We start from the raw sequence: 25,384 nt of genomic DNA, 5'->3' as shown, positions 1-25,384 counted from the left end.
TTTGCGCGTTCCCTGATTAAGACTTTACCGGCTGCTCGTGCGGCGCAACGGCTTCACCCGGTTTAATTTTTTGTACGCCTGAGACCACCACGCGATCGCCTGCTTCCAGGCCGGACGTCACCTGCCACTGATCGCCGTAGGCTTTACCGGTGGTGATATTTTTCAGCGTCACTTTATTATCCGTACCCACCACCCAGGCGATTGCATCACCACGCGGATTGCGGGTTACCGCGACCTGTGGCACTAACAATGCAGAGGGTTCCACTCCTTCTTCCAGCCGTGCCCGCACAAACATTCCCGGTAATAAACGGTGCTGAGGATTGGGCACTACAGCGCGCAAAGTGATTGAGCCGGTGGTTTCATCCACGGTCACATCGGAAAATTCCAGCGTACCTTTCGGTGTATAAGTGTCGCCGTCAGAAAGCACGACCGTGACTTCAGCTTTGCCATTGACCTGCTTAATCTCACCGCGGGACATCGCCTGACGCAGACGCAGAAACTCATCACCCGACTGTGTGACATCGACATACAACGTGTCGAGTTGCTGAACCGTTGCCAGTGCAGCGGTTTGCGCGTTCTGAACCAGCGCGCCTTCCGTCACCGAAGATCGGCCAATGCGGCCGGAAATCGGCGATCTCACGGTGGTGTATTCCAGATTGATACGCGCGGATTTCACGGCGGCCTGAGCTGCGACCACAACCGCCCGGGCCTGCTGCGCCGTGGCTTGCGCCTGATCGTAATCCTGCTGACTGATATAATGTGTTCCGGTGAGTGTGCGGTAGCGGTTCACGGTGGTGACGGCAATGCGGGCGCTGGCCTCGGCCTCGGCCAGGCTACCGAGAGCATTGTCAAGAACAGCCTGATAAGGTGCCGGTTCAATCTGATACAGCGCCTGCCCGGCGGCGATATCACTGCCTTCGGTAAACAAACGCTTTTGCACGATGCCGGAGACCTGCGGACGCACGTCAGCAACGCGCAGCGCCGAAGTTCTGCCCGGCAATTCAGACGTCATACTCAGCGGCGCGGTGCTCAGTTTTACAACACTGACGTCCGGTAATGCTGGCTGAGCGGAGGCTGCATTTTTACCGTTATCGCACCCCGCAAATAACAAACTCCCGGATAACAGACAAAAAGCTGCCAAAGGCCTGATACGCCCCAAATCATTCATGGTTTCCCACCTCAATATTCCCAACTGAATTTCCGCTAAAAAAGCGGATTTGTGTTAAATAAAAATAAAATCAAAAATAAATCATAAAATAGTTATTACGCTAAATTTGACTGATGCATCCGTCTGTATGCCTGTGGCGGTAAACTGTATTTACGCGAGAATGTCCGTGAAAATGACTGCTGTGAGTCATAACCGTACTTAAAGGAAATATCTATTACCGCATTCTTTGTATGGAGAAGTTCATCCGCCGCTAATTCAAGCTTACGATCGCGAATATAATTGCCTAAAGTCTCTCCGATGACCTGGTGAAACATTCTTTGCAGATGCCATTTTGAATAGCCTGACTTTTCAGCGACATCACGTATTTTCAAAGGTTTATCGATATTTTCATCGATCCAACCTATCAGAGATTTAATAACTTCACTGTGCATCACAAGATACCTCTTAGAAATAGAGTATTTAGTGCGCGATTCGAAACAAGATCACACTGGTTTTTGTTTTCAGATGACAACTGCTTTCAAGCGATGATTGAAAATAACAGCGGTGATATGGCGTGGATAAGATTACATGCGACCGGGTTAGCCTCACTCTTATGGGGTTATATTAACATTCGTAATACCGCGTTATAAGACAGTAAATTACGAATGCCGTTATGAATGCCATTCATTAATCATGAACGTAAACACATTAATAACCGTCGCATAAAAAAGACCAACTGATTATAATCTATCCAATAGCCCATCCGTAAGATCAGGTCCGGAATGTTAAAAGAGAATTTCAACGATTTAATTTCGTTTCTCGTTGTCGCAAGAGAACGCAGTTTTACCAAAGCCGCAGCAAAATTGGGCGTTTCACAATCCGCGCTCAGCCATTCCATACGGGGCCTGGAAGAAAGGCTGGAACTGCGTCTGCTGACCCGGACGACGCGCAGCGTCGCCCCCACGGAAGCCGGGGAAAAAATGGTCGCCAGCCTCGGCCCACGCTTTGCCGAAATTGAATCTGAGCTGGAAGCGTTGAGCGAAATGCGCGAACGCCCGGCCGGAAATATCCGCATTACCGCCGGTGAACACGCGGTAGATTCAATTCTCTGGCCGGTATTAAAAACATTTCTGGCCGAATACACCGATATTAATATTGAAATCACCCTCGATAATGCCCTCACCGATATTGTGACAGGCCGGTTTGATGCCGGGATCCGCCTCGGTGAACAAGTTGCCAAAGACATGATTGCGGTTCGTATCGGGCCAGAAATGAGCATGGCCGTCGTCGGTTCTCCGTCTTATTTCGCCCATCAGGACATTCCTTTAACACCTCCGGAATTACAGTCCCACCGTTGTATTAATATGCGTCTGCCGACGATGGGCGGCATTTATGCCTGGGAATTTGGCAAAGATGGCCGCGAATTAAAAGTTCGTGTTGACGGGCAATTAACCTTCAATAGCTTACGTCAGAGAATTGATGCGGCGATCACCGGATTTGGCCTGGCTTATGTACCCGAAGATTCCGTGAAAAATGAAATCGCCAGCGGTCAGTTAATCCGGGTGCTGGAAGAATGGTGCGAACCGTTCCCCGGTTATTATCTTTATTACCCAAGCAGAAAACAGCACACCACCGCCTTTGCATTATTACTTGATGCTTTGCGATATAAAAAGTAACCCCGCCCTTCTGATTTCCATTCACTGACATAACGGACAGCGGTATTTCCGCCATCCGTTATGTCAGTACGGCCACTCAACTTTCTGCGGGCAAATTCAGCATACGACGTAATTCCGGCGCGTTGGTATTCGCACGAAAACCTGGCCCGCCGCGCTGGAAACTGGTGGCATCAGCCAGTTTGCCAACCACAACGGGCACGCAGCCGGCATCAGTGACTAACTGAGCCACCACCTGCACAGCTTTAAGGTCATCACCCGCTATTGGCACCCCCAGTTTATTAGTGTTTCTGGCCGCTGATGCCTCAACGGCCGTCGCATCAACCGCACTGAACGCACGAACGACATTGGCACCCGCCAGATATTTAGCTGTGGTGACTGCATCACCATTAGCATGTGCTTCACGCGTCAGAGCATCGGAAGAAGATGCCGATGAGTTGCAGGCATCAAGTACGATTTTCCCCCGAATAAGCCCGGCCAGATCGCCTCCAAGCTGTGGAAGCGCAGCATAAGGCACCGCAAACAACAGCACATCACCAAATTCAGCGGCTTCGCGTACTGTCCCCACAGAAGCTTTGTCCCCGAGTTTGCTGACCATGCTTTTTAGCTCATCAGGGTGACGGGAGGAAAACATCACCTCGTGCCCCGCTTTAACCCACACACTGCCAACTGTTCCGCCCAGCCAGCCCGCGCCGATGACTCCGATGCGTTTAGGGCTACCGGTCGGGTTAAGGGCATCGGCCATTGCAGAAAAAGAGATCATGCCGTTCAGCAAACTGACAGACACCATCGCGCCCGCAGCGCCAAGAACCGAACGTCGTGAGAATTTCATCTTAAATCTCCTTAGCAGAAGGTTGAGAAAATTTTTGCCTGCCAAGCCAGAAGCTAAGCAGCAGCCACAATGCCGACAGCGGCACGGCGACCAGCGAGACACCGGTCATGCTCAGGCCAAGCGCAGCCAGACCGGCGTAACTCCAGCCAGCGACCTGGTCGCCGGTGCGGTACACCACCGTATCGATAAAATTTTTGGCTTTATAGCGATCCTCGCGGACAACCCAGGTAAACAGAACTTCGCGGGCAGGCCGTGCCAGACCGAAATTACTGACCCGCCTCGCCACCTGAATAACCACAAATACCGTCACCGTCGGCCATGCGGCTAAACCGGCAAATCCTGCAAGGCTGATGAATGGCAGTGAGCACAACGTTGCGGCGACGCCAAACCAGCTGATTAGCCTGCCGGTCAGAAATAGCTGCAGCGCCAGCGTCAGGCTGTTAACCCAAAAATCAATGCTGGCAAAGAAAGCAATGCGTGACGCACTGTCTGCAAACGCGCTTTCTGCAATTGCTGCCTGCTGAAAATACAAAAATGTGGATGTCATGCTATAAAGCAGCATAAACACGGCGATCCCCAGTAACCGCGGCGAGCGGAAAGTGTGCGTCATGCCACTGAAAATCCCCCCGCCCAGAGCTTTATGATTATCTTCGCGCTGCAGCGGTGTATGGAACGCATCACTGTGGCGCGCCAGCCCCCGGGACGTCATGACAGCCACTTCGAGCAACACAACGGCGATCAGTAACAACCCCTGCTGACCAATAAATTCAACCAGGCTGACAGTCAGCACGGAACCCACGATGCCGCCCAACGTTGCGCCCGCTGCAAGAACACCAAACAACCGCTTTCCTTGTTCCTGCCCGAAAATATCGACGACAAAAGACCAGAATACCGAGACGACAAAAAGATTGAATACGGATACCCAGATGAAAAATGCCCTGCCAACCCAGATCAGTTGCGACGCACTGGAAAAATGCATCAGCGCCATAAAAATCAGCAGATTGAACATGAAAAACCGGTAAGTCACCGCAATAAATCGTTCCCGCGACCAGCGGCGTACTGCGGCAGCAAACAGCGGATTTATCGCCAGCATCGCCAGCAATGTACCGGTAAACAGCCAGGGCAAATGTCGTACTCCCCCTGCAACACCGAGCTCATCGCGTACGGGGCGCAAGACGTAATACGCCAGAAATAGCGAAAAAATGTAAAGCCCGGCCCAGACCAGCGCCCGGCCTTCTCCCTGGTGCACATTAAAAAGACGCATCAGCATATTCCCTGGCGAAGAAGCCTGAGCCTGCGTTTCCATATTGCCCATCCGCATAGTATTTTCTTCTGGCTGGCCATCAGCCAAAATCTGGCAACTGGCGTAAATTTCATAAGGGAGTTTAGAATTTAACCGGATATTGCGGCGTAATTAAGTCCCTGAATTGGGATGAGGTTATGAGTTTCATTCATTAATCGCGGTGAAATGTTTTTTTATTCTTGCCCTAACTAAAATTTAATAACTTACTTTAGTTACGTAAACCTGAAGAAAATCTGATTTTTTTATTAGCGGACCATTTAGCATTGATAATAAGAAAAACATCAGAAAGGATAATGATCAATATTTGATCAATGCAGTCATGAAATGAACCTTCTTTATTTTTAATAATAATTAATTGATTTTATATAATTTTTAATTCATCCTGTGCACACTTTAAGAAATATTGTATTTTTTGCATTTGCAGCCCGCCTGGAGCGGGCTTTTTTATGCGTATAAATAGCCTGAATATTAATAATATTGCATACGGAATATTATTACCTTCCGGTTATTACCCCAGAGAGTGTTGCAGGCTAATCAGATTCTGTGGCACAACGCGGATCAACCCGCCCCGGGGGCTGTCGATGTCGGCGATCAGCGCAAGAGAAAGCGAAACCATCAACGGCAGGATAAGTAAGTACGCACTTTTGGCCGAATTACTCCGCGCTCCGTATCCCACCAGCATGCTGCTGAATAACGCGATAACCATCAGCAGTACCCAGGCTGAAACCGGAATTCGGTTCCACCAGGCTGCCTGTGTATAGCCCTGCGTATTAATCACATCATTCATACCAGACACCAGCAATGCGACTACCGGCGTCGGGTTGTTTTTAGCTTCCACTAATACCGCCTGCCAGAGCCTGTTTTCCAGAACACCGGTATGTGCATCAATCCTATCCAGCTGTGCCTTGCCGTGAGCCTGATAAAATGCCACGCGTTGCGCAAGGTAACTTTTAAGCAGAAGGCGAATTTCGCCGGCATTTTCCTCCTGAGCCAGATCTGCCCGCAAATACTCCGTGCCTATGGCATTCGCCTCTTCTTCTTCATAATTTTTACGCTGATCGTAACGGCTTACTGCCATAGAAAAACTAAAACCGATCAGCAGTGCCAGTAATGTCAACGTCGCGGCCTGCACAACGCCAAAATCCTCCAGCACATCACTTTCCAGTTTTTTCTTACGCCTCAATACAAAAATACTTCCACAACCGCCCAGCGACATCAAAACAAAACAGACCACAAAAAAGAAAGCCGGATGACTTAATAATGGCTGCATATATCATTCCTTTAAAATGCTCAAAGCGGGGGATGGATGAACACTTCCCCAAGTATGGTGCATTTTTCTAAAAACGATATTGCAGCTCATCACCCGATATTTTTTATCACGCGACATGGGTTCCCGGCGGCGATAACGCCCGCCGGAACTGAACGGGTCACCACGCTGCCAGCACCGATTGTGCTGCCATCACCGATGTTTACCCCCGGCAAAACCACGCATCCCCCGCCAATCCAGACATCGTTGCCAATGTGCACGGGTCGGGCGCTGCCGATATGTGTGCGACGCAAATTAATATCCAGCGGATGTTGTGCGGTATAAATTTGCACATCCGGCCCGATAAAGACATTATTTCCGATCGTGACCTGCGCGCAATCCAGTAATACGAAATTGAAATTGATAAAAACGTTATCACCAATATGCGTATTCATGCCGTAGTCAATACACATCCCTTTTTCGAAATGAACGTTGCTCCCGACCTGGCCAAATATCTTTCTGATCAACGCATCCTTTTCAACGGTTTGTCTGGCGCTCAGCGCGTTAAACGCATCCACGATATCGCGGGTCTGATAACGAATTTCGCGCAATTCATCATCATTGATTTGGTAATCCATCCCGCGGGTCATTTTCATTAAGTCTCGCATATTCCGCTCCCTGCTCAGATTCCACATCCGGAATGAAATTTCCGTCAGCCTTACTGCCCGATGTCACGCAGCTTTTTACCGGCCATAAGATTTCTTTCGATTTGTTCAAGCGTGACGTTTTTGGTTTCAGGTATCAGGATGAACGTTATCACCACAAACACCACATTCAGCGCGGTGTACAACCAGAATGTCCCTGCGGCACCAATATTGTCCATCAACGTCAGGAACGTCGCGCCGATAATCATATTGGAAATCCAGTTAGTGGTTGTCGAACAGGTGATGCCAAAATCGCGGCTTTTTAACGGCTGGATTTCGGAACAGAGGATCCAGACGACCGGCGCAGCGCTCATCGCATAACCGGCAATGCACATCATGGTCATCCCGACAGATAGCCAGGAAAGCCCAACGCTGGTTGATCCTGCATTAATTTGCTGAAGGCAATAACCCAGCACCAGCGTTCCTAACGCAATGACGCTGAATCCTATTTTGAGTGCGGGTTTGCGCCCTGCTTTATCAACCATTCCGATAGCGATAAACGTCGCCAGCACAAATGTCAGCCCCACAATGATGGTCGCAATCATTTGCTGTCGCGTATTGGTGAATCCGGCCAGATTAAATATTTTTGGCGCGTAATACATAATGATGTTCATGCCGGTAAACTGCTGCATGGCCTGTAATAACATGCCCAGCCCGACAGCACGACGCACATTGCTGTTAGCTTTGAATAACCCCCAGCCCCCTTGTTTCAGTTTCAGACTTTCACGAATTTCATTGAGCTCCTGGCGCGCCTTTTCAGACGTATCACGCAGCATCCGCAGCACGCGCTCAGCCTCAATATGCTGCCCTTTGGCGGCCAGCCAACGCGGGCTGTTGGGTAAAAAACAAACGGCAACCATCAGTATAAATGCAGGGACCGCCAGAATACCCAACATGGCACGCCAGTCTCCGCTGGCGCTGAATGCAGTATCAGAAAGAAACGCCAGCAGAATACCGAGAGTAACCATGAGCTGGTACATCGCAATCATTTTGCCGCGAATAGTTTCTGATGCCATTTCAGACAGATACAGGGGGGCGGTATAAGACGCAATGCCTACGGCAAACCCCAGTATCAGGCGCGATACCATCAGGATCTCGACATTAGAAGCGAAGGATGAGCCGAGCGAACCGAGAATAAACAGCAGCGCTGCCGCCATCAGGCTGTACTTGCGCCCCAGCCGGAAAGAGAGCCAGCCATTGGCCAGCGCACCTAATGCTGCGCCCAGCATCATGATACTCACTACCCACTCCTGCAGCCTGCTGCTGAGAACGAAGTGTTCGGTAATAAAGGGAAGCGCTCCCGAAATCACACCAATATCGAGGCCAAACAGTAGTCCCGCCATTGCAGCAGCGAAAGACACGAACAGGTTCATAACCTTGGTATTTTTGAGCGGGCTTTCAGTCAGTTTTGCCACATCAGATGACGACATTTTTTTCTCCGGAAAGTGGATACAGCAACGGACATCAGAAAAAAATCATTCCGCAGTTACGATAAGCAGAAGTCATCATTGGGGTGAGAGCAGGAAAGGCACATATATACACAATCGTGCTGCGCCGGATTTTTTGTGATCGGGATCACCAGTAGCAGGCAGCCTGACGCCCCTTTTCAGGCGAACAGCGCCAACAGAAAAGAGCACGCTATAAACCACCAGTATTGCGCTGGTGGTTTCATTGAAAAACGAAAGGTATTAACGGGAGAGCGAATTGATAGGGACTTCGGCATCAGGTTCATGCGTGATTCTGTTACGTAAATCACGGCGGATCATTTCAATCGCCCAAAACCAGAATATATGGCCCACGATTTCGGAGATATATTCATCGACCGGGATTTCTGATAATGAAGGGCTTAATCCCAGTAAAGGGATACTTATCCCGTGAACAATAACAGTGACGATTATACCTGCCAGCGCACCTTGCCATAATTTAACTTTAGGGAAAACCTCAGCAACCAGGCAGTAACCAATAGCAAACACAAGAGAAAATATTATATGAGTAACATGGACGGGGTTTATTATATGTTCAGAAAAATGATATATAGCCTGCGTCGGGTCAATCCCCATGTAATCTCTCAGGAAAATAAAAGGAGGATTAAACTCGTCGCGCCCGCCTGAGAATGTACGTGGAGGTAAAGGAACTTCCGCGCCCCATTTTACAAATGCAGAAATAACTCCAGAAATGATACCGACAAATAAAGCCACACCGTATCTGCGCCTTCCCGGAGCAGTCATAACAAATAACTCTTTTATTTTCATATTTCACCCAAAGTAAAGTTAGCTCCGGAATGTTATAACTTTGCAGATCAATAAAATTGATCCTGATCAGCTTTTCTCCGGCTTTATAAAACAAGCCTCATGAGATAAATTAGCCAGAATCGTTCTATTTCATACTCATGGATAATTAATAGATAAGAAATAGTAAGCAAAGTGAAAATTCGAATGAATTGAAAATTAAACATAGACAGATATAGCGTGGGAATTTTCAAATAGAATCAGGAACGGGGACAGGCGGTCAAAATATACCATTTGGGGGTTGAAATGGTACTGATTGCTTCAGGAAAGAGCTCCGGGCGTAATAACGGTTACGACGGGATCCACGATTTCTTATTTTGCTACGCTGCAGTCAGGAAACTGCGTGTCGATTCGAATACGGCATGGCGTTTGGCACTGAAGCGTGCCGGGATCCAAAACTTCCGTTTTAATGACCAGAGACATACGTGGGCAAGCTGGTTAGTTCAGACCGGAGTACCACTTTCGGCATTGCAGGAAATGGGAGGCTGGGAATCTATAGAAATGGTACGCCCTACAGGGCTCGAACCTGTGACCTACGGCTTAGAAGGCCGTTGCTCTATCCAACTGAGCTAAGGGCGCATTGCTTGTCCCTTTCAGGAGCGTTGCGGGTTCGGATTATACGGGCAGACCGGGTCGAGTCAATGGGTTTCGAACTCACTGCTTAATGCCTGAACAATTTGCAGTAACTCCCGGGCTGCTTTGCCATGTTATGTGATCCGTATCGTCTATTTTTCGGATTTCAGCGCAGCGGCGATGACGCGCGCAGAGGCATGGTATGCCACACCCTCATAGGCCGTCAGTTCCGGTTGCAGCGTTCGTACCACACCTTTCTTACCGATAACCGCAGGTTGTCCGATATACACACTCAATTCGTCATCCCACGCAGAAACCGGATACACGCTGTGCGAATCGGATAAAATTGCACTCACCAGACGCGAAGTGGCCGTAGCAATACCAAAACTGGTCCAGCCCTTCCCTTGCAGGATTTCCCAGCCACCACCGCGTACTGCATTGTCCATTTTCGCCCAGTCAACATCCCGGTCGCCCGCCAGTTCTGCAACCGGACGCCCGCCAAGGGTGACGGTGCTCCATGCGACAAACTGCGACTCTCCATGCTCCCCCATCACATAGCCCGTGACACTTTTCGGATCAAACCCAAAGAACTCACCCACAACGCGTTTCATGCGGGCGGTATCAAGCGAAGTGCCGGTGCCGAAAACTTGAGTATCCGGAAAACCACTGGTCTGCTGAATAATCTGTGTGATGACATCACACGGATTGGTGATGTTGACAATCACGCCACCAAAGCCGCTGGCGATCACGCGCGGAATAACTTCACGCACGGCAGCACGGGTCTCAGCCAGTTCCTCAAGGCGATCTTCACGCAGCAGAGTTTTCGGGCCGACAGCCACCACCAGCACGTCAGCGTCAGACAGTTCACTGTAATCGTTAGCAATAATCTGAACACGGGAGACAGTGAGCGAGGCCATATCGCGTAGTTCAAGTGCCTGGCTGGCTGCTTTAGGCTCGTTTTCATCCAACAAAACAATCACGTCACACAATCCCTGCGTGACTAAAGAAAATGCAACGTCAGCGCCGACATGCCCCGCGCCGATGATCCCCACTTTGCGTGTCATTGGTTCCTTTCCTTATGATTTAAAAAGACCTGTTTCTAAAATAGACACTTTTTTCGCCACTGTCTCAGGTTAATTTGTCCCCGAAAATCAGAAGTTATTCGCATTCAGCGCCTGACAGCGCCCGCCGCTTCTGACAAAATAGCCGCATCCCCCTGCATTTATTAATTGATGGATTTATCCCCTGATGGCAGCAAAGATTATTGACGGTAAAACGATTGCGCAGCAAGTCAGAAGCGAAGTTGCAGCGCGTGTTCAACAACGACTGGCGCAAGGAAAGCGCGCACCGGGGCTGGCCGTTGTGCTGGTGGGTGAAAACCCGGCATCGCAGATTTATGTCGCCAGCAAACGCCGCTCGTGTGAAGAGGTGGGGTTTATTTCCCGCTCTTACGATTTACCCGCAACCACCAGTGAAGCAGAGCTTCTGGATCTTATCGAAAAACTGAACAACGATAACGAAATCGACGGTATTCTGGTCCAGTTACCGCTGCCTGCGGGCATCGATAACATTAAAGTGCTGGAACGCATTCATCCGGGCAAAGATGTTGATGGTTTCCATCCTTATAATGTGGGTCGCCTTTGCCAGCGCGCTCCGACGCTACGCCCTTGTACTCCGCGCGGCATCGTCACCTTGCTCGAGCGTTACGGTATCGATACTTTTGGCCTGAATGCGGTGGTGATCGGTGCATCCAATATTGTTGGCCGCCCGATGAGCATGGAACTACTGCTGGCCGGTTGTACAACCACGGTTACGCACCGTTTTACTAAAAATCTGCGCCATCACGTTGAAAATGCAGATTTGGTTGTGGTGGCCGTTGGCAAACCGGGCTTTATCCCGGGCGAATGGATTAAACCAGGCGCAATCGTCATTGATGTCGGTATTAACCGTCTGGAAAGTGGTAAAGTTGTCGGCGATGTGGAATATGATGCCGCCGCCGAGCGCGCTTCCTTTATCACACCGGTGCCGGGCGGCGTAGGCCCGATGACGGTCGCAACGTTGATTCAAAATACCTTGCAGGCGTGCGAGGAATATCATGACATCAGCGCCAGTAAGCCTTAAACAAGCAGCACTACACAAAAAGTCAGGAACACATGGAAACTTTTTTTCTCGAACAACACCCGCACGTTGAACTGTGCGATCTGCTCAAATTTATGGGCTGGTGTGACAGCGGCGGTACCGCAAAAGCGGTGATCGCAGAAGGCCAGGTTAAGGTCAACGGTAAAATCGAAACCCGCAAACGCTGCAAAATTGTTGCCGATCAGCAGGTCGAATTTGCCAGCAACAAAGTGGTCGTGAAAGCATCCGCATAACGATTTAAGCGGTTTTGTTGCAAAAAAATGCCCTGTTCGCTTCACGCTGGCAGGGCATTTTTGTATTGGAATAAAGCCTACTGAACCTGCGTCACCCAAAGCACCGGCCATTCGCCGCCACGGCTGTAGCCGTCACAGCTTGGCTCAGAAGCGAAGGCAGCCAGCCGAAACGCTTTTCCGTCGAACAACCAACGTGAAGACACCCCGCAATCGCCAACGCCACGCCCTTTATCATAGGTTGAAAGCATGCCGGTCTTCGGATCAAAATCAGCGTTGATAAGCTCCGGTGATTCGTCGTCTTCCCCCAGTTTGAAGGGCATATTCAGCGCCAGATTATCCATTTTATAAGGTGGCTGGCGGGAAACCAAAAAACCCAAAGTATAGAGATTGTATGCGCCCATATCACAATTAACGGTCATCAGCGCTTTGTCATTGCTCAGGGCAAAAATGTGTACTTCACGCTCAGAAGGATCGAGGCTGCAATCGTTATTTTCAATCGTCGTGGCGGCATTCTGGGTAATGGCCGAAATCTCTGTTTCAGACAAGGCATGAGGCTCACTGAAACGCGGCAGAACCGGTGAAACCGGGGCTGGCGGAACAGCGTTCGCCGGTTTACCACCCCGGCTTATCCAGGCTGTTTTCGTACCAACGCGCCCTTGTTGCGCGTCAATTGCCAGCAGCGCTGCTTTTATCCCTTTGAGCGAAATCACCGGTTTTACCGTTTGAGAAGGGTCCGCTTTCACGGCCAACTGGATACTGCTGCCTTCACGGATATCTTCGATAAAATCATTCACCACCAAACGGTTACTGGTCGAAAGATGTTTTTTACTGGTATCCCATTCCCGGTGATTAAAGCTCAGCGTTTTGCCATTCATTTGCAGGCGGCTGGCAATCGGCGCATCCGTCGTCTGTTCGTCACTGTTGCGCTGGTAATCAATACTGACTGACGATTTCCCTTCAGGGCCAGCTTCGCGGGTGATTTTCATCACCAGTTCCTGTCCATCCTGAGAATTACGCGCCACACAGTGATTCAGATTGTCGCAACTGACCTGCCAGTCATTATAAATTGCCTGCAGCGGCTCAGCCTGTGTGCTAAAAACCAGCATTCCGGCCAGCAGGCATAAAGGGGCGGTTATCCATCTGCTCATTATGAGTTTCAGCTCTGTTCGAAATTATCCCTCTGATAATAGCGTAACCCTCGCCAGGAGAGTGCCAACAATCCAGCATTTTTTATTCGAAATAAGAAAGAGATACTCAGCCAGATTTGTGGTCATAGCGATAATAATTTTTCATGACGTACGAAATCACGTAATGGTGACGTCACGAAACTTTCAGTACACTGGTCACGCCTAAAACAAACAATAATGGCAAGCAGGAAGGATGCTGTTCATTTCTCTGGGAGATACGGATGAAGTTATTGATTTGGCTGATAGCACTGTTCTCGCTACCAGCGCTGGCTGAAGAGCCACCTGTGGTGTATTCCGGTACGCTGGGTAAAACCAATATTGTTGTCGAACTGGACTTAAATAAGCCAGATGAAGTCACCGGTCGATATTTTTATCAGAAATATCGTCTGGATCTGCCGCTGAATGGTTCACTGGATGGTCAGGACCTGAAGCTACAGGAAGGATTGGATGATTTTGACGATACGCCACGCCCTGAGCTTTCACTCACGAAAACTGAGAATGGCGGCTGGCAAGGCAGCTGGACGGATCCGAAAGGCAAAACCTTACCGGTTACGTTGCAACCTGCGCAATTGCCGGCAACGGCGGCGGATGACAGCTATCTCAGCTCGCTTATCCATATCGATCCCTACGAGTATTTGCGGTTATCTGCGCTGCAGCTAAAGGCCGGCAAAAGCGAAAATCTGATGGGGTATCAGCTGCAATGGTGGACTGAACCGCAATCTAAAATCAGTTTATTTGAGATTGTTTCGGGTTATCCCGAGGCTGGTCTGCAGGCGATTAACCAAAAGCTGCGTGCCCGTCTGTGGCAGGAAGTCAGCAGCTGGCACGCCTGTATGCTCGGCGCCAGCCGCTTTGGGCAGGGTGAATATCAGCAAACGGTGACGCCGGAATACCTGAGCCCGGAGGTCGTCAGCGTGAGCGTCTTCACTTCTTACGACTGTGGCGGCGCACATCCGGATTTCGGCGAAGCCCCTGTCAATCTGAATGCTAAAAATGCGGAAACGCTGACCCTGGAAGATGTTGTCTGGGTCGGAGACGGTGCGCCCTCCCATTATCTGAATGCGGAAGACCGCGCCCTCACAGGGAAAAATGATGTGGATTTCGATACTTTTGCGCAATACCGCGCGAAAAAATGGGCACCGTGGCTGGTGAAACAACTGACGGCCGCGTACCCGCAGCAAATGCAAAAACCGACAGACGAAAGTGAAGATGATTGTGATTATTCAGATCCTTCGGTCTGGCAGTTTCCTGCGTGGTATTTCACTCCCCAGGGGCTGTATTTTGACCCAACGTTTGCCCGTGTGCTGCGTTCATGTGAAGGCCCGGAATGGTCAGTTCTCCCCTGGTCAGCAATAAAAGGTCACGCAGGCAGTACTCCGCTCAGTCTCACCCACTGAAACAGCAAAGGCACCTCCGGGTGCCTTTGTTATTTACATCACGAGATAACGCATCGCCGTTATGCCAGCCAGCCCTGCAACTGCGCGTATTGCAGCAGCATAATCGTTTTACCGTCTTTGATGCGGCCATCTTTAATCATCGCCAGCGCTTCGTTGAACGGCACTTCCAGCACATCAATATCTTCATCTTCCACGCCGCCGCCCGCATTCGCCCGCTGCGATTCATCATATTCTGCGGCAAAAAAGTGTACGATTTCCGTCACGCTGCCCGGCGACATATAGCATTCGAATAATTTTTCGACGTGCCCGACGGCAAAACCGGTTTCTTCAATCGCTTCTTTGCGGATGCAATCTTCCGGTGAATCGTCATCCAGCAAACCTGCGCAGGTTTCCAGCAACATGCCGGTCGGGTTGCCGTTGACATACGTCGGCATACGAAACTGATTGATCAGCAGAACGGTTTTCTTTGGCCGGTTATAAAGCAGAATAGTCGCACCGTTTCCCCGATCATACACTTCACGGGATTGCGGCTGACGTTCACCGTTGCGTTTGATTAAATCGTAGGTGAATTTTCGAAGAACATACCAGTTATCAGAGAGTAACTCGGTCTGGACGTTTTCGATTTTAGATGACCTGCCATGAGATGACATTTAGCGTGCCTCCGCTCAGAAAGGGTGAGAGAAGCCCGATATCATAGCCGCAATAGTACGCCCCTGCCAGCGTCAGCCGTGCTCAATTGCATCGAGAAGTTGCCCGCGATGTCGGGCAATCCATTGAGGATCCAGCGGTCCCCAGCCGGAAATCTGATAGTAGCCGTCGTTATTGCGCACGCCCTGCTGCACAAACTCCAGTTCGATACCCATGCCCGGTAACGCTTTCAGCACATCCTGCAAAGTACGTCTAGGCCAGCCGGTGATTTCCATCAGCTTCGGCACATTCAGTTTAGGTTCATTGTCCAGCAACCAGCAAAGATAGAGACGGCGGGCAAATACCGAATTTAAAGTCAAACTCATCTGGACAGCTCCTGCGTGTCGGTAAAAAAATTTTGTCATATAAAGATGGCAGTCAAAGCGTAGACTGTTTCAGCGAACATGTCTGAGATATAACCCCGTGTGTGGGGGGGCTTTTTTACATCATCTCCTTTATTTCTCCACGTTTTATGCGTTGTGAGCAGGTAAAGTGCACTGACATAGAACGATACTCTAACACTCGCTCAGTTCTTTCCGGACAGCACCGCCCCTGTGAAAATACTCTCAGGGATTTTTTTGTCAGATTACTGACGTTATGTTTGTTTGCTGATGTTAGTCACTCAGCCAGAGTGACAACGAGGTTCTTGACGCATGGCTAACTTTTTTATCGATCGCCCAATCTTTGCCTGGGTTTTAGCGATCATCATTTCCTTGTCCGGCGCACTCGCTATCTATTTTCTGCCGGTTGAACAGTATCCTGATCTGGCTCCGCCGAATGTCAGGATCTCTGCGACCTATCCGGGCGCATCAGCACAAACATTAGAAAATACCGTTACGCAGATTATCGAACAGAATATGACTGGCCTCGATAATCTGATGTATATGTCCTCGCAGAGCAGTAACGACGGCAAATCGCAAATAACCCTGAGTTTTACCGCCGGAACAGACCCCAACGAAGCCCTGCAACAGGTGCAAAACCAACTGCAACAGGCGCTGAAACGACTGCCGCAAGATGTCCAGACTCAGGGTGTCACTGTGTCGAAAACCGGTGATACGAACCTGATGATGGTGGCGTTCGTGTCCACCGATGGCAGCATGGATAAGCAGGATATCGCCGACTATGTGGCGTCGAACATTCAGGATCCACTCAGCCGTGTCGACGGCGTCGGGAGTATTGATGCCTACGGCTCACAGTACGCGATGCGCATCTGGTTGGATCCGGACAAGCTCAATAATTATGAGCTGACGACGGCAGATGTTGTCACAGCAATCAAAGCACAAAACAGCCAGGTTGCCGTGGGACAGCTTGGCGGTGCGCCTTCCGTTGATTTTCAGGCACTCAACGCCACCATTAATGCGCAGGCACAGCTTCAAACACCCGAGCAGTTTCGTCAGATCACCCTGAAAGTGAATCAGGATGGTTCACAGGTCAAACTTGGTGATGTCGCGACCATTGGCCTGGGTGCCGAAAACTATGCTCTGCTCAGCCGCTATAACGGGCAGGCAGCGTCAGGGATGGGCGTAAAACTGGCTTCCGGGGCCAATGAGTTACAAACTGATAAAGCCGTTCGTGCACGTCTGGATGAACTTTCTCACTACTATCCACATGGCCTGAAAGCCGAAATTGCCTACGAAACGACGCCGTTCGTCAAAGCCGCCATCACAGATGTGGTGAAAACGCTGTTCGAGGCGATCGTACTGGTGTTCCTGGTGATGTATCTGTTCCTGCAAAATTTCCGCGCCACATTGATCCCGACGATTGCCGTTCCCGTGGTATTGCTCGGCACATTCGCGGTATTGCATCAGTTCGGTTACAGCATAAATACATTGACGATGTTTGCGATGGTTCTGGCGATCGGCTTGCTGGTAGATGATGCCATTGTGGTGGTAGAAAACGTCGAGCGCGTGATGAGCGAAGAAGGTCTTAGCCCCAGAGAAGCGACGCGCAAATCGATGGGGCAAATCCAGAGCGCACTCGTCGGCATCACGATGGTGTTGTCCGCAGTATTCGTCCCCATGGCCTTCTTCGGCGGCACCACAGGTGCGATTTACCGCCAGTTCTCCATTACCATCGTTTCCGCGATGGTGCTTTCAGTATTCGTTGCACTGACGCTGACGCCTGCGCTCTGTTCCACCATTCTCAAACCTATCGCCCAGGGCCACCATCACGGCAAACGTGGCTTCTTCGGCTGGTTTAACCGTATGTTTGACCGCAATGCCCGCCGTTATGAAAATGGCGTTGCGCGGATTTTACGCAACAGCCTGCGCTATATGCTGGCTTATGCGCTGATTGTTGTCGCACTGGCCGTTATGTTCATCAAATTACCGACATCGTTCCTGCCGTTGGAAGATCAGGGTGTGTTCACCGTTCAGATACAATTGCCACCGGGTTCCACATTGCAGCAAACCCAAAAAGTGGTCGAAAAAGTCGAGAAATATTTCCTGACCGAAGATAAAAAAGATGTGCTTTCCGTGTTTTCAACCATCGGTGCCGGCCCGGGCGGGAACGGACAGAACGTTGCCCGTATGTTCGTACGCCTTACCCCCTGGGATCAGCGTACTGGCGCGGGAGAGTCTTCATTTGACCTGATTGAACGAGCCACCACCGCCTTCCGTAAAATTCAGGAAGCGCGTGTTATCGCCAGCAGCCCGCCGGCGATCAACGGCCTTGGCAGCGCAACCGGCTTTGATATGGAATTACAAGACCATGCCGGGCTTGGGCACGCAGCCCTGATGTCCGCCCGCGATCAGTTGCTTGAAATGACCTCAAAAGACAGCAACCTGACCCGCGTTCGCCACAATGGTCTGGATGACAGCCCGCAGTTGCAGATCAACATTGATCAGGTAAAAGCACAGGCGCTTGGCGTAGCGATTGCGGATATCAACAGTACGCTCAGTACGGCCTGGGGCTCGACCTACGTCAACGACTTCGTTGATCGCGGGCGTGTCAAAAAAGTGTATGTGCAAGCCGGGGCGCAGTTCCGTATGTTGCCGGACGACGTCAACCGCTGGTACGTCCGCAACTCTGCGGGAACCATGGTGCCTTTTTCCGCATTCGCAACGTCTTACTGGCTGACCGGTTCGCCACGTCTGGAACGTTATAATGGCTACTCGTCACTCGAAATTGTCGGCGAGCCGGCAACAGGTATCAGCAGCGGTACCGCCATGGATGACATGGAAAAACTGGTCGCCAAACTGCCGGTGGGCATTGGTTTGGAATGGACCGGCCTGTCGTATCAGGAAAGGCTATCCGGCTCACAAGCTCCGGCGCTGTATGCAATTTCTTTGCTGGTGGTGTTCCTGTGTCTGGCCGCCCTGTACGAAAGCTGGTCGATACCGTTCTCCGTTATGCTGGTTGTTCCGCTGGGTGTGATCGGTGCTGTCATCGCAACCTGGTTGCGCGGGCTGGAAAACGACGTGTATTTCCAGGTCGGGATGTTAACGATCATCGGCTTGTCAGCGAAAAACGCCATTCTGATCGTCGAATTTGCCAACGATCTGAATACTAAAGGCAAAGAGTTGCTGGAAGCCACACTGGAAGCCGCCAGAATGCGCCTGCGGCCGATTCTGATGACATCACTGGCGTTTATCTTCGGCGTACTGCCGATGGCGACCAGCATGGGCGCAGGCTCGGGCAGCCAGCACGCCGTGGGGACCGGTGTTATCGGTGGGATGATTTCTGCGACAGTTCTGGCAATCTTCTTCGTGCCGCTGTTCTTTGTGCTGATCCGCCGCCGTTTCCCCGGTAAAAGTGGTAAGCCGGTGATTGCTGATATCGCTGAAACAGCGCCAGCCGATACACACTGACGAAACGCAAATCGCTGAAAACAAAAAAGGCGTTAATAGATATTAACGCCTTTTTTATTAATGATTTATTGGCTGGTGTAAATCGTCGCTAAATGGACGTAATGGTCTTCCTGAACAAACGTTTTTATTATGACGCGCTGACACGGTGAATAAATCTTCTCTTTGCTTTGTCGCTGGTACTGTGGGCAATTACGCTTTCAACATACGGTCGATAAAGTCTTTCCAGTTACCTAATTCTTGCTCTAACATTTTTCTCCCCTTGATTGGACGGCATCATTATACGTCTATTTTTTGTACACGCAAAAATTCATTCGCGATTGTTTAATCGCGATCACAATCCCGCCCCGTCTGGATCCTGCCCGCATTTTGCCTCATTATGTGAATTATTCGTGTCCCGCTTTTTGCGCTGGTCAAAAGTTCCTTTATTACTCACAGGTTATGTTTTTTTATGGCAACGACGTCTGCTCAAACCACTTTTATTCTTTACGGCATTAAAAATTGCGATACCGTCAAAAAAGCCCGCCGCTGGCTGGAAGAAAATGGCGTTGAATGCCAGTTCCACGATTATCGGGTTGAAGGCCTGGACGACGCGCTGCTGCAAAACCTCATCAGCAAACAGGGTTGGGAAGCGATGCTCAACACCCGCGGCACCACCTGGCGCAAGCTGGATGACGCCACGCGCGCAGCCTGTGATAACGAAGCCGCCGCTAAAGCCGTGATGCTTGAACATCCCGCAGTGATTAAACGCCCATTTTTACTGGCCCCGGAGGGTCAGTCTTTGCTGGGATTCAAACCAGAAACCTATCAGCAATTCCTCGCACAGGTGAAGTAACATGAGTTGTCCGGTTCTCGATTTAGCCCAGCAGTTAATCCGCCGCCCTTCCCTCAGCCCGGACGATGCAGGCTGCCAGGAAATTATGATTGCCCGCCTGCAGGCCGTGGGTTTTCACGTTGAGCCGATGCATTTTGGCGATACCCTGAATTTTTGGGCGACGCGCGGTGAAGGCAAAACCCTGGCATTTGCCGGGCACACTGACGTCGTACCCACCGGCGATCACAATCTGTGGGTGACCGGCCCGTTCGAGCCGACCCTGCGCGATGGCATGTTGTATGGCCGTGGCGCTGCCGATATGAAAGGTTCGCTGGCGGCGATGGTGGTCGCGGCTGAACGTTTTGTGGCAGCAAACCCGAATCACAAAGGCCGTCTGGCGTTTCTGATCACTTCCGATGAAGAAGCCAGCGCCGTGAACGGCACCGTCAAAGTGGTTAACGCCCTGATGGAACGCAAAGAGCGCCTGGATTTTTGTCTGGTCGGCGAGCCGTCCAGCACCACGCGCGTGGGCGATATTGTGAAAAATGGCCGTCGCGGCTCGATGACCGCTAACCTGCACGTGCATGGCGTTCAGGGGCATGTTGCCTATCCGCATCTGGCCGATAATCCGGTGCACCGCGCAATGCCAGCGCTCAACGAACTGGTCGCAACGGTCTGGGATAACGGCAACGAATTCTTCCCGCCGACCAGCATGCAAATCGCCAATATCAACGCCGGTACCGGCAGCAATAACGTGATCCCCGGCGAGCTGTATGTGCAGTTTAACTTCCGTTTCAGCACGGAACTGACCGATGCCATCATTAAGCAGCGCGTCGCTGAACTGCTGGATCGCCACAATCTTCAGTACACCCTGAACTGGGTGGTGTCCGGCCAGCCGTTCCTGACCTCGCGCGGTGAACTGGTTGACGCCGTCGTGAATGCCGTTCGCCACTACAGCGAAATCACGCCAGAACTGCAAACCACCGGCGGAACCTCCGACGGGCGTTTCATCGCGCTGATGGGCGCTCAGGTGGTTGAACTGGGGCCGGTGAATGCCACCATCCACAAAATCAACGAATGCGTACATGCCGCCGATTTGCAGGTTCTCAGCCGTATGTATCAGCGCATCATGGAACAGTTAGTCGCATGATCAGCCACGAAATGCTGACCGGCCGCTCAGACGCGCATCTGGTCACATTGGGCGAAGGCCCGCACCGGTTACAAAAAGCCGCCGCCGGTGCCTTTGCAGAAATGCAAAAAGCAGCGGCGCAGGCCGGGTTTAATTTGCAGCCCGCCAGTACTTTTCGTGATTTCAGTCGCCAGCAGGCCATCTGGAATGGCAAATTTCGCGGCGAGCGACCAGTATTAGATAAGAACAGCCAGCCGGTGGACATCAGCACGTTGTCTGCCGCTGAACGTTGTGAACTGATCCTGCGCTGGTCGGCACTGCCGGGCGCAAGCCGCCACCACTGGGGCAGCGATCTGGATGTTTACGACCCGTCTCTGCTGCCGGAAGGCCGGACGCTGCAACTGGAGCCGTGGGAATACGAGGAAAACGGCTATTTTCATCCGCTGAACCTCTGGATGTCGGCGCACATGGAAACGTTTGGCTTTTACCGGCCTTTTGCGCAGGATCGTGGCGGCGTTGCCGTTGAACCCTGGCACCTGAGTTATCGCCCTCTGGCACAGCAGTGCGAATCACAGCTGACGCCGGAAGTGCTTATCAGCGCGTGGCAGGGCCAGGATATCGCCGGCTCTGACTGGGTCATCAGTGAGATAGCGACAATTTTTCCGCGTTTTATCGCCCTAAACCCTACATAAATTAAGGAGCACGCCATGGAGTGGATTAAAGATTACTGGTGGATCGTTCTGATCATTCTGGTTGGTATGTTCATCAGTGGCATCAAAGAGCTGAACCGCGTGGATGTGAAAAAATATCTGAAAGATAAACCGGAGATCCCACCGCATCGCGATAATAATGCAGAATGGGATGAAGATGATGACTGGCCGAAGAAAAAGTAGCGCCAGACTGCCCTGCCAAAAGATCTAATCAATATTAGTCGGCGGAAATTGTAGCGATTCTCCGCCGATTGACTTTCTCCCTGCCCGATATCATGCGACGTGAAACCGATGCACGGAGAGAACAAGTCCATTGCAAACATTACATATTCCCCACCCCGATCAGGCTGCGTCTGAGCCTTTTGATGCAACACAGTTTCTCGGGCTGGCGCCATTTTTACGCATGAGTATTGCGGGCGATGAATGCACTCAGATAGCACAAGAGCTGGTCGCGCGCGCTCAACAAACTCCTGATGACGCAGTATTGTGGATGAATCTGTCCACCGTCATGCTGTGCCTGCAACGCACTGAACTGGGCCTGACTATTCAGGAACAGGCACTGGCGATGCAACAGGTTTATACCCTCAGAGCCGCGCGGCACCCGGCAAAATTACGTTTACTGATGCTGATGGTACCTGGCACGCTCTCTGCCAATGTGCCTCTCGATTGCCTGCTGGAAAACAGCGATATCGAGCTGATTTATTACTACATTACGCCACAAGCGCCCTTCGAAGCGCCGATCCCTGAACACGATTTACTGATGGTTGGCATCAGCGCAACCACCGAAAACCTGTTCCTGCTACAGCAACTTGAAAGCATCACGAATCAGTGGCCAGTGCCGGTCATCAATGCGCCACAGCATATCCCAAACTCTGAACGCCATACGGCCAGCAAATTGTTGCAGAACAAACCGGGGTTGACCATTGCGCAGGCACATCCGGTCACATTTTCCACGCTGTCGGCCATCGCGGACGGAACAACCGTGCTTAGCGAGACGCTGCCGGACACTCACTTCCCGGTGATCCTGCGCCCTGCGGGTTCGCATGGTGGCCACGGTCTGGAAAAAATCGCCCGCCAGGATGAACTGGCCGGGTATCTGGCTCGCGTCCAGGTCGAAGACTATTTCCTGTCAAAATTTATCGATTACAGCAACGAAGATGGTCAGTTTCGCAAGTACCGGATTTCACTGATCAGCGGTGTGCCCTATGCCTGCCATATGGCAATTTCGTCGCACTGGATGGTGCATTACGTCAATGCTTTCATGTACGAAGACCAGAAGAAGCGCGAAGAAGAAGCTGATTTCCTGAACCATTTCGAAGAATTTGCGGCCCGCCATCAACAGGCGCTGAAGGCCATTTACGAAACCACGCAGCTCGATTATCTGGGTATCGATTGTAGTGAAACGCCGGAAGGCACGCTGCTGGTATTTGAAATTGATCCGGCAATGGTTGTCCATGCCATGGACCTGGAAGTGATGTTCCCGCACAAACAAATTCATATGAATAAAGTTAAAACAGCATGCCGCAATTTGCTTTTATCCCGTGCCTTTGCGCACACCGATACATCTGCTGATGCGCTAACAGGACAAGAATAAACATGATTTCACGCAACGCTCTGAATTTCTCAGGTGGTCCGGGGGCATTACCGGAAACGGTTCTCGCACAGGTTGAAGCCGCAATTAAAGAAGTGCCGGAGGTCGGGCTGTCCATTCTCGGCATCAGCCATCGCTCTGACTGGTTTGCCGCGATTGTTGAAGAAACCGAAAACAATATCCGTACTTTGCTGGGATTATCGAAAGATTTTCACATCCTGTTCCTGCAGGGGGGCGCGACTCAGCAGTTCTCGATGGTGCCAATGACGCTGCTTCGCGGCCAGAAGCATGCGGCTGAATACCTCGATACCGGCTACTGGAGCAGCAAAGTGGTGACCGAGGCGCGTCGTGAAGGCCCGGTTAAAGTACTGTGGAGCGGTGAGTCTTGTGGTTTTAACCGTCTGCCTGCGGATGACGAACTGGAGTTTTCGCCGGACGCACCGTATCTGCATTACGTCTCGAACGAAACCGTTGAAGGGTTGCAGTTCCAGCGTATCCTGGGTCGCGACGACGTCCCGCGTGTTTGCGATATGTCCTCAGATTTCCTGTCAAAGCCTTGCGATGCCAATAAATTCTCAGTGATTTACGCGCATGCTCAGAAAAACATTGGCCCGGCAGGCGTCACTATCGTGCTGGTGCATGACACCGTGGTGAAAGCGTCGTCTGAAGAATTGCCATCGTTCCTGAATTACCGCCGCCAGGTGGAATCCCATTCCAATCTGAATACGCCGCCGGTGTTTGCAATTTACGTGGTTCTGCTGGTCACCCGCTGGCTGCTCAACGACGTGGGGGGCCTGGAAAACATGGCGCAAACCAACCGCCATAAAGCCGAATTGCTGTACGCCATGCTCGATAACAGTGACGGTTTCTACAATGGCTGGAGCAGTGTCGCAGACCGTTCACAGATGAACGTGGCATTTAAACTGCCGGATGAAACACTGGTTAAAAAATTCCTGTCGGAAAGCCATGAAGCAGGTTTCTCTGGCCTGGCCGGTCATCGCGCCATCGGGGGGATCCGTGCCTCTATCTATAATGCACTGTCACTGCCTGCCGCGGAGAAACTGACCAACTTCATGGATGATTTCATGCGCAAAAACCGTAAATAATCCTCCTGACAGCGACAAAAACGCCTCCGCGGGTTATCCGGCGGAGGCGTTTTTTATGAAATCAGGGGAAAATCAGTGCTGATGCGATTTAGGCTCGTAATTTTGCAGATGGGCAATCGCGGTGTTGATCATATGTGAATCCAGCCCGTGCCCCATACCCGGCTGAAGATTCAGCGTGCATTCATTGCCTAACGATTTCAGGCGTTCTGCCGCGCTTTTCGACTGGAACGGGTTGATCACCGGATCCTGCTCGCCGTGGATGAAATGCACCACCGTGCCTGCGGCAATCGGTTTTTCCGGCAGATTAGAGAAACGCCCGCTAAACGCAATAATGCGTGAAGCCAGATGCTCTTCCACTTTGGTCGATTCCAGCGCCATAATCGTTCCCTGAGAGAAGCCGACCAATGTAGTCTGTTCCGGCGTCACACCGGTTTTCTGCTGCCAGTCACGAATAATTTCGATAAATACAGGCATCGCAGCATCAACGCGCGGCTGGCGGTTTTGCTCCGTAACACCTTGCACAGAGAACCACTGGAAGCCACGGCCAAAATCACAAATATCCGGGCTGCCGACGCTGATCACCTGCGCCTGCGGAAATGAAGTCGCGAAAAACTTACCGATTTCGCCCATGGAAATCGGGTTATCACCCACACCATGAAATAATAAAATCAGCTGGTTAGCACGTTCTTCCGGCTGTTGCACGATGATCTGTTCTGAGCTCATTGTTTTCTCCCGTTTTAGGTTAATACCTTCACTATACGCTGGCCGCCGGTCAGTGAAATCGGGTTTTATTGAACGAGTCTTTCCATTTTTTGCAAT

General features: G+C 51.1%; 25 protein-coding genes, 1 tRNA gene and 1 pseudogene. 12 read left to right on the top strand and 15 right to left on the bottom strand.

Features of this window, described 5'->3' with window-relative positions; all coding sequences use genetic code 11:
* Positions 1-16: 16 nt before the first annotated feature.
* Both CWS43_RS04350 and CWS43_RS04345 read right to left on the bottom strand, forming a co-directional pair.
* Positions 17-1,168 carry an efflux RND transporter periplasmic adaptor subunit gene (locus CWS43_RS04350; RefSeq protein ID WP_101075599.1) on the bottom strand — a complete coding sequence of 384 codons (1,152 nt, stop codon included), beginning with the start codon at positions 1,166-1,168 and terminating at the stop codon, positions 17-19.
* Positions 1,169-1,263: 95 nt separating this feature from the next.
* Positions 1,264-1,599, bottom strand: a complete 336-nt coding sequence (locus CWS43_RS04345; RefSeq protein ID WP_101075598.1) for a helix-turn-helix domain-containing protein — start codon at positions 1,597-1,599, stop codon at positions 1,264-1,266.
* A 330-nt stretch (positions 1,600-1,929) separates the two neighbouring features.
* Between CWS43_RS04345 and CWS43_RS04340 the strand changes: the two genes are divergently transcribed.
* The gene (locus CWS43_RS04340; protein ID WP_101075596.1) at positions 1,930-2,823 is read left to right on the top strand and encodes a LysR family transcriptional regulator; all 894 of its coding nucleotides are present in this window, start codon (positions 1,930-1,932) and stop codon (positions 2,821-2,823) included.
* A gap of 76 nt (positions 2,824-2,899) precedes the next feature.
* On the opposite strand, the gene CWS43_RS04335 is transcribed toward CWS43_RS04340, so the two are convergent.
* The 6 genes from CWS43_RS04335 to CWS43_RS04310 form a co-directional block, all read right to left on the bottom strand.
* Positions 2,900-3,652, bottom strand: a complete 753-nt coding sequence (locus tag CWS43_RS04335) for an NADPH-dependent F420 reductase (protein WP_232776652.1) — start codon at positions 3,650-3,652, stop codon at positions 2,900-2,902.
* 1 nt (position 3,653) lies between these two features.
* Positions 3,654-4,973 (bottom strand): NTP/NDP exchange transporter, encoded by a 1,320-nt coding sequence (locus CWS43_RS04330; RefSeq protein WP_232776649.1) that lies wholly within the window; start codon positions 4,971-4,973, stop codon positions 3,654-3,656.
* Positions 4,974-5,463: 490 nt separating this feature from the next.
* A complete protein-coding gene (locus CWS43_RS04325; RefSeq protein ID WP_101075594.1) occupies positions 5,464-6,225 on the bottom strand; it encodes a hypothetical protein in 762 nt (253 codons plus the stop codon).
* Positions 6,226-6,314: 89 nt separating this feature from the next.
* Positions 6,315-6,869 carry a sugar O-acetyltransferase gene (locus CWS43_RS04320; protein ID WP_101075593.1) on the bottom strand — a complete coding sequence of 185 codons (555 nt, stop codon included), beginning with the start codon at positions 6,867-6,869 and terminating at the stop codon, positions 6,315-6,317.
* 50 nt (positions 6,870-6,919) lie between these two features.
* Complete coding sequence (locus CWS43_RS04315) at positions 6,920-8,335, bottom strand: sugar porter family MFS transporter (RefSeq protein ID WP_101075591.1); 1,416 nt, start codon at positions 8,333-8,335, stop codon at positions 6,920-6,922.
* Between the two features lie 258 nt (positions 8,336-8,593).
* The gene (locus tag CWS43_RS04310) at positions 8,594-9,157 is read right to left on the bottom strand and encodes a DUF1440 domain-containing protein (protein WP_101075589.1); all 564 of its coding nucleotides are present in this window, start codon (positions 9,155-9,157) and stop codon (positions 8,594-8,596) included.
* 282 nt (positions 9,158-9,439) lie between these two features.
* Here CWS43_RS04310 and CWS43_RS27750 point away from each other — a divergent pair.
* Positions 9,440-9,691: pseudogene (locus CWS43_RS27750) on the top strand (tyrosine-type recombinase/integrase); the annotation flags it as partial.
* A 4-nt stretch (positions 9,692-9,695) separates the two neighbouring features.
* On the opposite strand, the gene CWS43_RS04300 reads toward CWS43_RS27750, so the two are convergent.
* Together CWS43_RS04300 and CWS43_RS04295 are read right to left on the bottom strand one after the other, a co-directional pair.
* Positions 9,696-9,772 (bottom strand) — tRNA-Arg (locus tag CWS43_RS04300).
* A 146-nt stretch (positions 9,773-9,918) separates the two neighbouring features.
* The gene (locus CWS43_RS04295; protein WP_101075587.1) at positions 9,919-10,830 is read right to left on the bottom strand and encodes an L-lactate dehydrogenase; all 912 of its coding nucleotides are present in this window, start codon (positions 10,828-10,830) and stop codon (positions 9,919-9,921) included.
* 184 nt (positions 10,831-11,014) lie between these two features.
* On the opposite strand from CWS43_RS04295, the gene folD reads away from it, so the two are divergent.
* Positions 11,015-11,887, top strand: coding sequence for a bifunctional methylenetetrahydrofolate dehydrogenase/methenyltetrahydrofolate cyclohydrolase FolD (gene folD, locus CWS43_RS04290; protein ID WP_101075585.1), 873 nt, complete (start codon positions 11,015-11,017; stop codon positions 11,885-11,887).
* 32 nt (positions 11,888-11,919) lie between these two features.
* On the top strand, positions 11,920-12,138 hold the full coding sequence (ybcJ, locus tag CWS43_RS04285; protein ID WP_101075584.1) for a ribosome-associated protein YbcJ: 219 nt from the start codon (positions 11,920-11,922) through the stop codon (positions 12,136-12,138).
* Between the two features lie 77 nt (positions 12,139-12,215).
* Here the strand turns inward: ybcJ and CWS43_RS04280 are convergent, their stop codons facing one another.
* The gene (locus tag CWS43_RS04280; RefSeq protein ID WP_101075582.1) at positions 12,216-13,286 is read right to left on the bottom strand and encodes a DUF1176 domain-containing protein; all 1,071 of its coding nucleotides are present in this window, start codon (positions 13,284-13,286) and stop codon (positions 12,216-12,218) included.
* 260 nt (positions 13,287-13,546) lie between these two features.
* On the opposite strand from CWS43_RS04280, the gene CWS43_RS04275 reads away from it, so the two are divergent.
* Positions 13,547-14,722: a hypothetical protein gene (locus CWS43_RS04275; protein WP_101075581.1), complete on the top strand. Its 1,176-nt coding sequence runs from the start codon at positions 13,547-13,549 to the stop codon at positions 14,720-14,722.
* A 59-nt stretch (positions 14,723-14,781) separates the two neighbouring features.
* Here the strand turns inward: CWS43_RS04275 and nudK are convergent, their stop codons facing one another.
* Entirely contained in the window at positions 14,782-15,372 is a 591-nt protein-coding gene (gene nudK, locus CWS43_RS04270; protein WP_101075580.1) for a GDP-mannose pyrophosphatase NudK, read from the bottom strand.
* 72 nt (positions 15,373-15,444) lie between these two features.
* The gene (locus tag CWS43_RS04265) at positions 15,445-15,735 is read right to left on the bottom strand and encodes a helix-turn-helix domain-containing protein (RefSeq protein WP_101075579.1); all 291 of its coding nucleotides are present in this window, start codon (positions 15,733-15,735) and stop codon (positions 15,445-15,447) included.
* A 327-nt stretch (positions 15,736-16,062) separates the two neighbouring features.
* Here CWS43_RS04265 and acrD point away from each other — a divergent pair, with 327 nt between their 5' ends.
* On the top strand, positions 16,063-19,218 hold the full coding sequence (gene acrD / locus CWS43_RS04260; RefSeq protein ID WP_101075578.1) for a multidrug efflux RND transporter permease AcrD: 3,156 nt from the start codon (positions 16,063-16,065) through the stop codon (positions 19,216-19,218).
* A gap of 189 nt (positions 19,219-19,407) precedes the next feature.
* Here acrD and ypfM read toward each other — a convergent pair whose 3' ends face one another.
* On the bottom strand, positions 19,408-19,467 hold the full coding sequence (ypfM, locus tag CWS43_RS27745) for a protein YpfM (RefSeq protein WP_152328030.1): 60 nt from the start codon (positions 19,465-19,467) through the stop codon (positions 19,408-19,410).
* A 199-nt stretch (positions 19,468-19,666) separates the two neighbouring features.
* On the opposite strand from ypfM, the gene CWS43_RS04255 reads away from it, so the two are divergent.
* From CWS43_RS04255 to CWS43_RS04230, 6 genes are all read left to right on the top strand, one after another.
* On the top strand, positions 19,667-20,050 hold the full coding sequence (locus CWS43_RS04255; RefSeq protein WP_101075577.1) for an ArsC family reductase: 384 nt from the start codon (positions 19,667-19,669) through the stop codon (positions 20,048-20,050).
* Position 20,051: 1 nt separating this feature from the next.
* Positions 20,052-21,179, top strand: a complete 1,128-nt coding sequence (dapE, locus tag CWS43_RS04250; protein WP_101075576.1) for a succinyl-diaminopimelate desuccinylase — start codon at positions 20,052-20,054, stop codon at positions 21,177-21,179.
* Positions 21,176-21,850, top strand: a complete 675-nt coding sequence (locus CWS43_RS04245) for a M15 family metallopeptidase (protein ID WP_101075575.1) — start codon at positions 21,176-21,178, stop codon at positions 21,848-21,850. Before dapE ends, CWS43_RS04245 begins: the two co-directional genes overlap by 4 nt.
* 15 nt (positions 21,851-21,865) lie before the next feature.
* Positions 21,866-22,051 carry a YpfN family protein gene (locus tag CWS43_RS04240; RefSeq protein ID WP_101075574.1) on the top strand — a complete coding sequence of 62 codons (186 nt, stop codon included), beginning with the start codon at positions 21,866-21,868 and terminating at the stop codon, positions 22,049-22,051.
* Between the two features lie 130 nt (positions 22,052-22,181).
* Positions 22,182-23,462, top strand: a complete 1,281-nt coding sequence (locus tag CWS43_RS04235) for a RimK family alpha-L-glutamate ligase (protein ID WP_101075573.1) — start codon at positions 22,182-22,184, stop codon at positions 23,460-23,462.
* 2 nt (positions 23,463-23,464) lie between these two features.
* Positions 23,465-24,565, top strand: a complete 1,101-nt coding sequence (locus CWS43_RS04230) for a phosphoserine transaminase (RefSeq protein ID WP_101075572.1) — start codon at positions 23,465-23,467, stop codon at positions 24,563-24,565.
* A gap of 72 nt (positions 24,566-24,637) precedes the next feature.
* Here the strand turns inward: CWS43_RS04230 and ypfH are convergent, their stop codons facing one another.
* A complete protein-coding gene (ypfH, locus tag CWS43_RS04225) occupies positions 24,638-25,288 on the bottom strand; it encodes an esterase (protein ID WP_101075571.1) in 651 nt (216 codons plus the stop codon).
* Positions 25,289-25,384: the final 96 nt, after the last annotated feature.

It is taken from the genome of Rahnella sp. AA (assembly GCF_002834385.1).
Classification (GTDB): Bacteria; Pseudomonadota; Gammaproteobacteria; order Enterobacterales; family Enterobacteriaceae; genus Rahnella.
The sequence above is the reverse complement of the archived record's forward strand: the minus strand, read 5'-3'. Positions and strand labels throughout refer to the sequence as shown.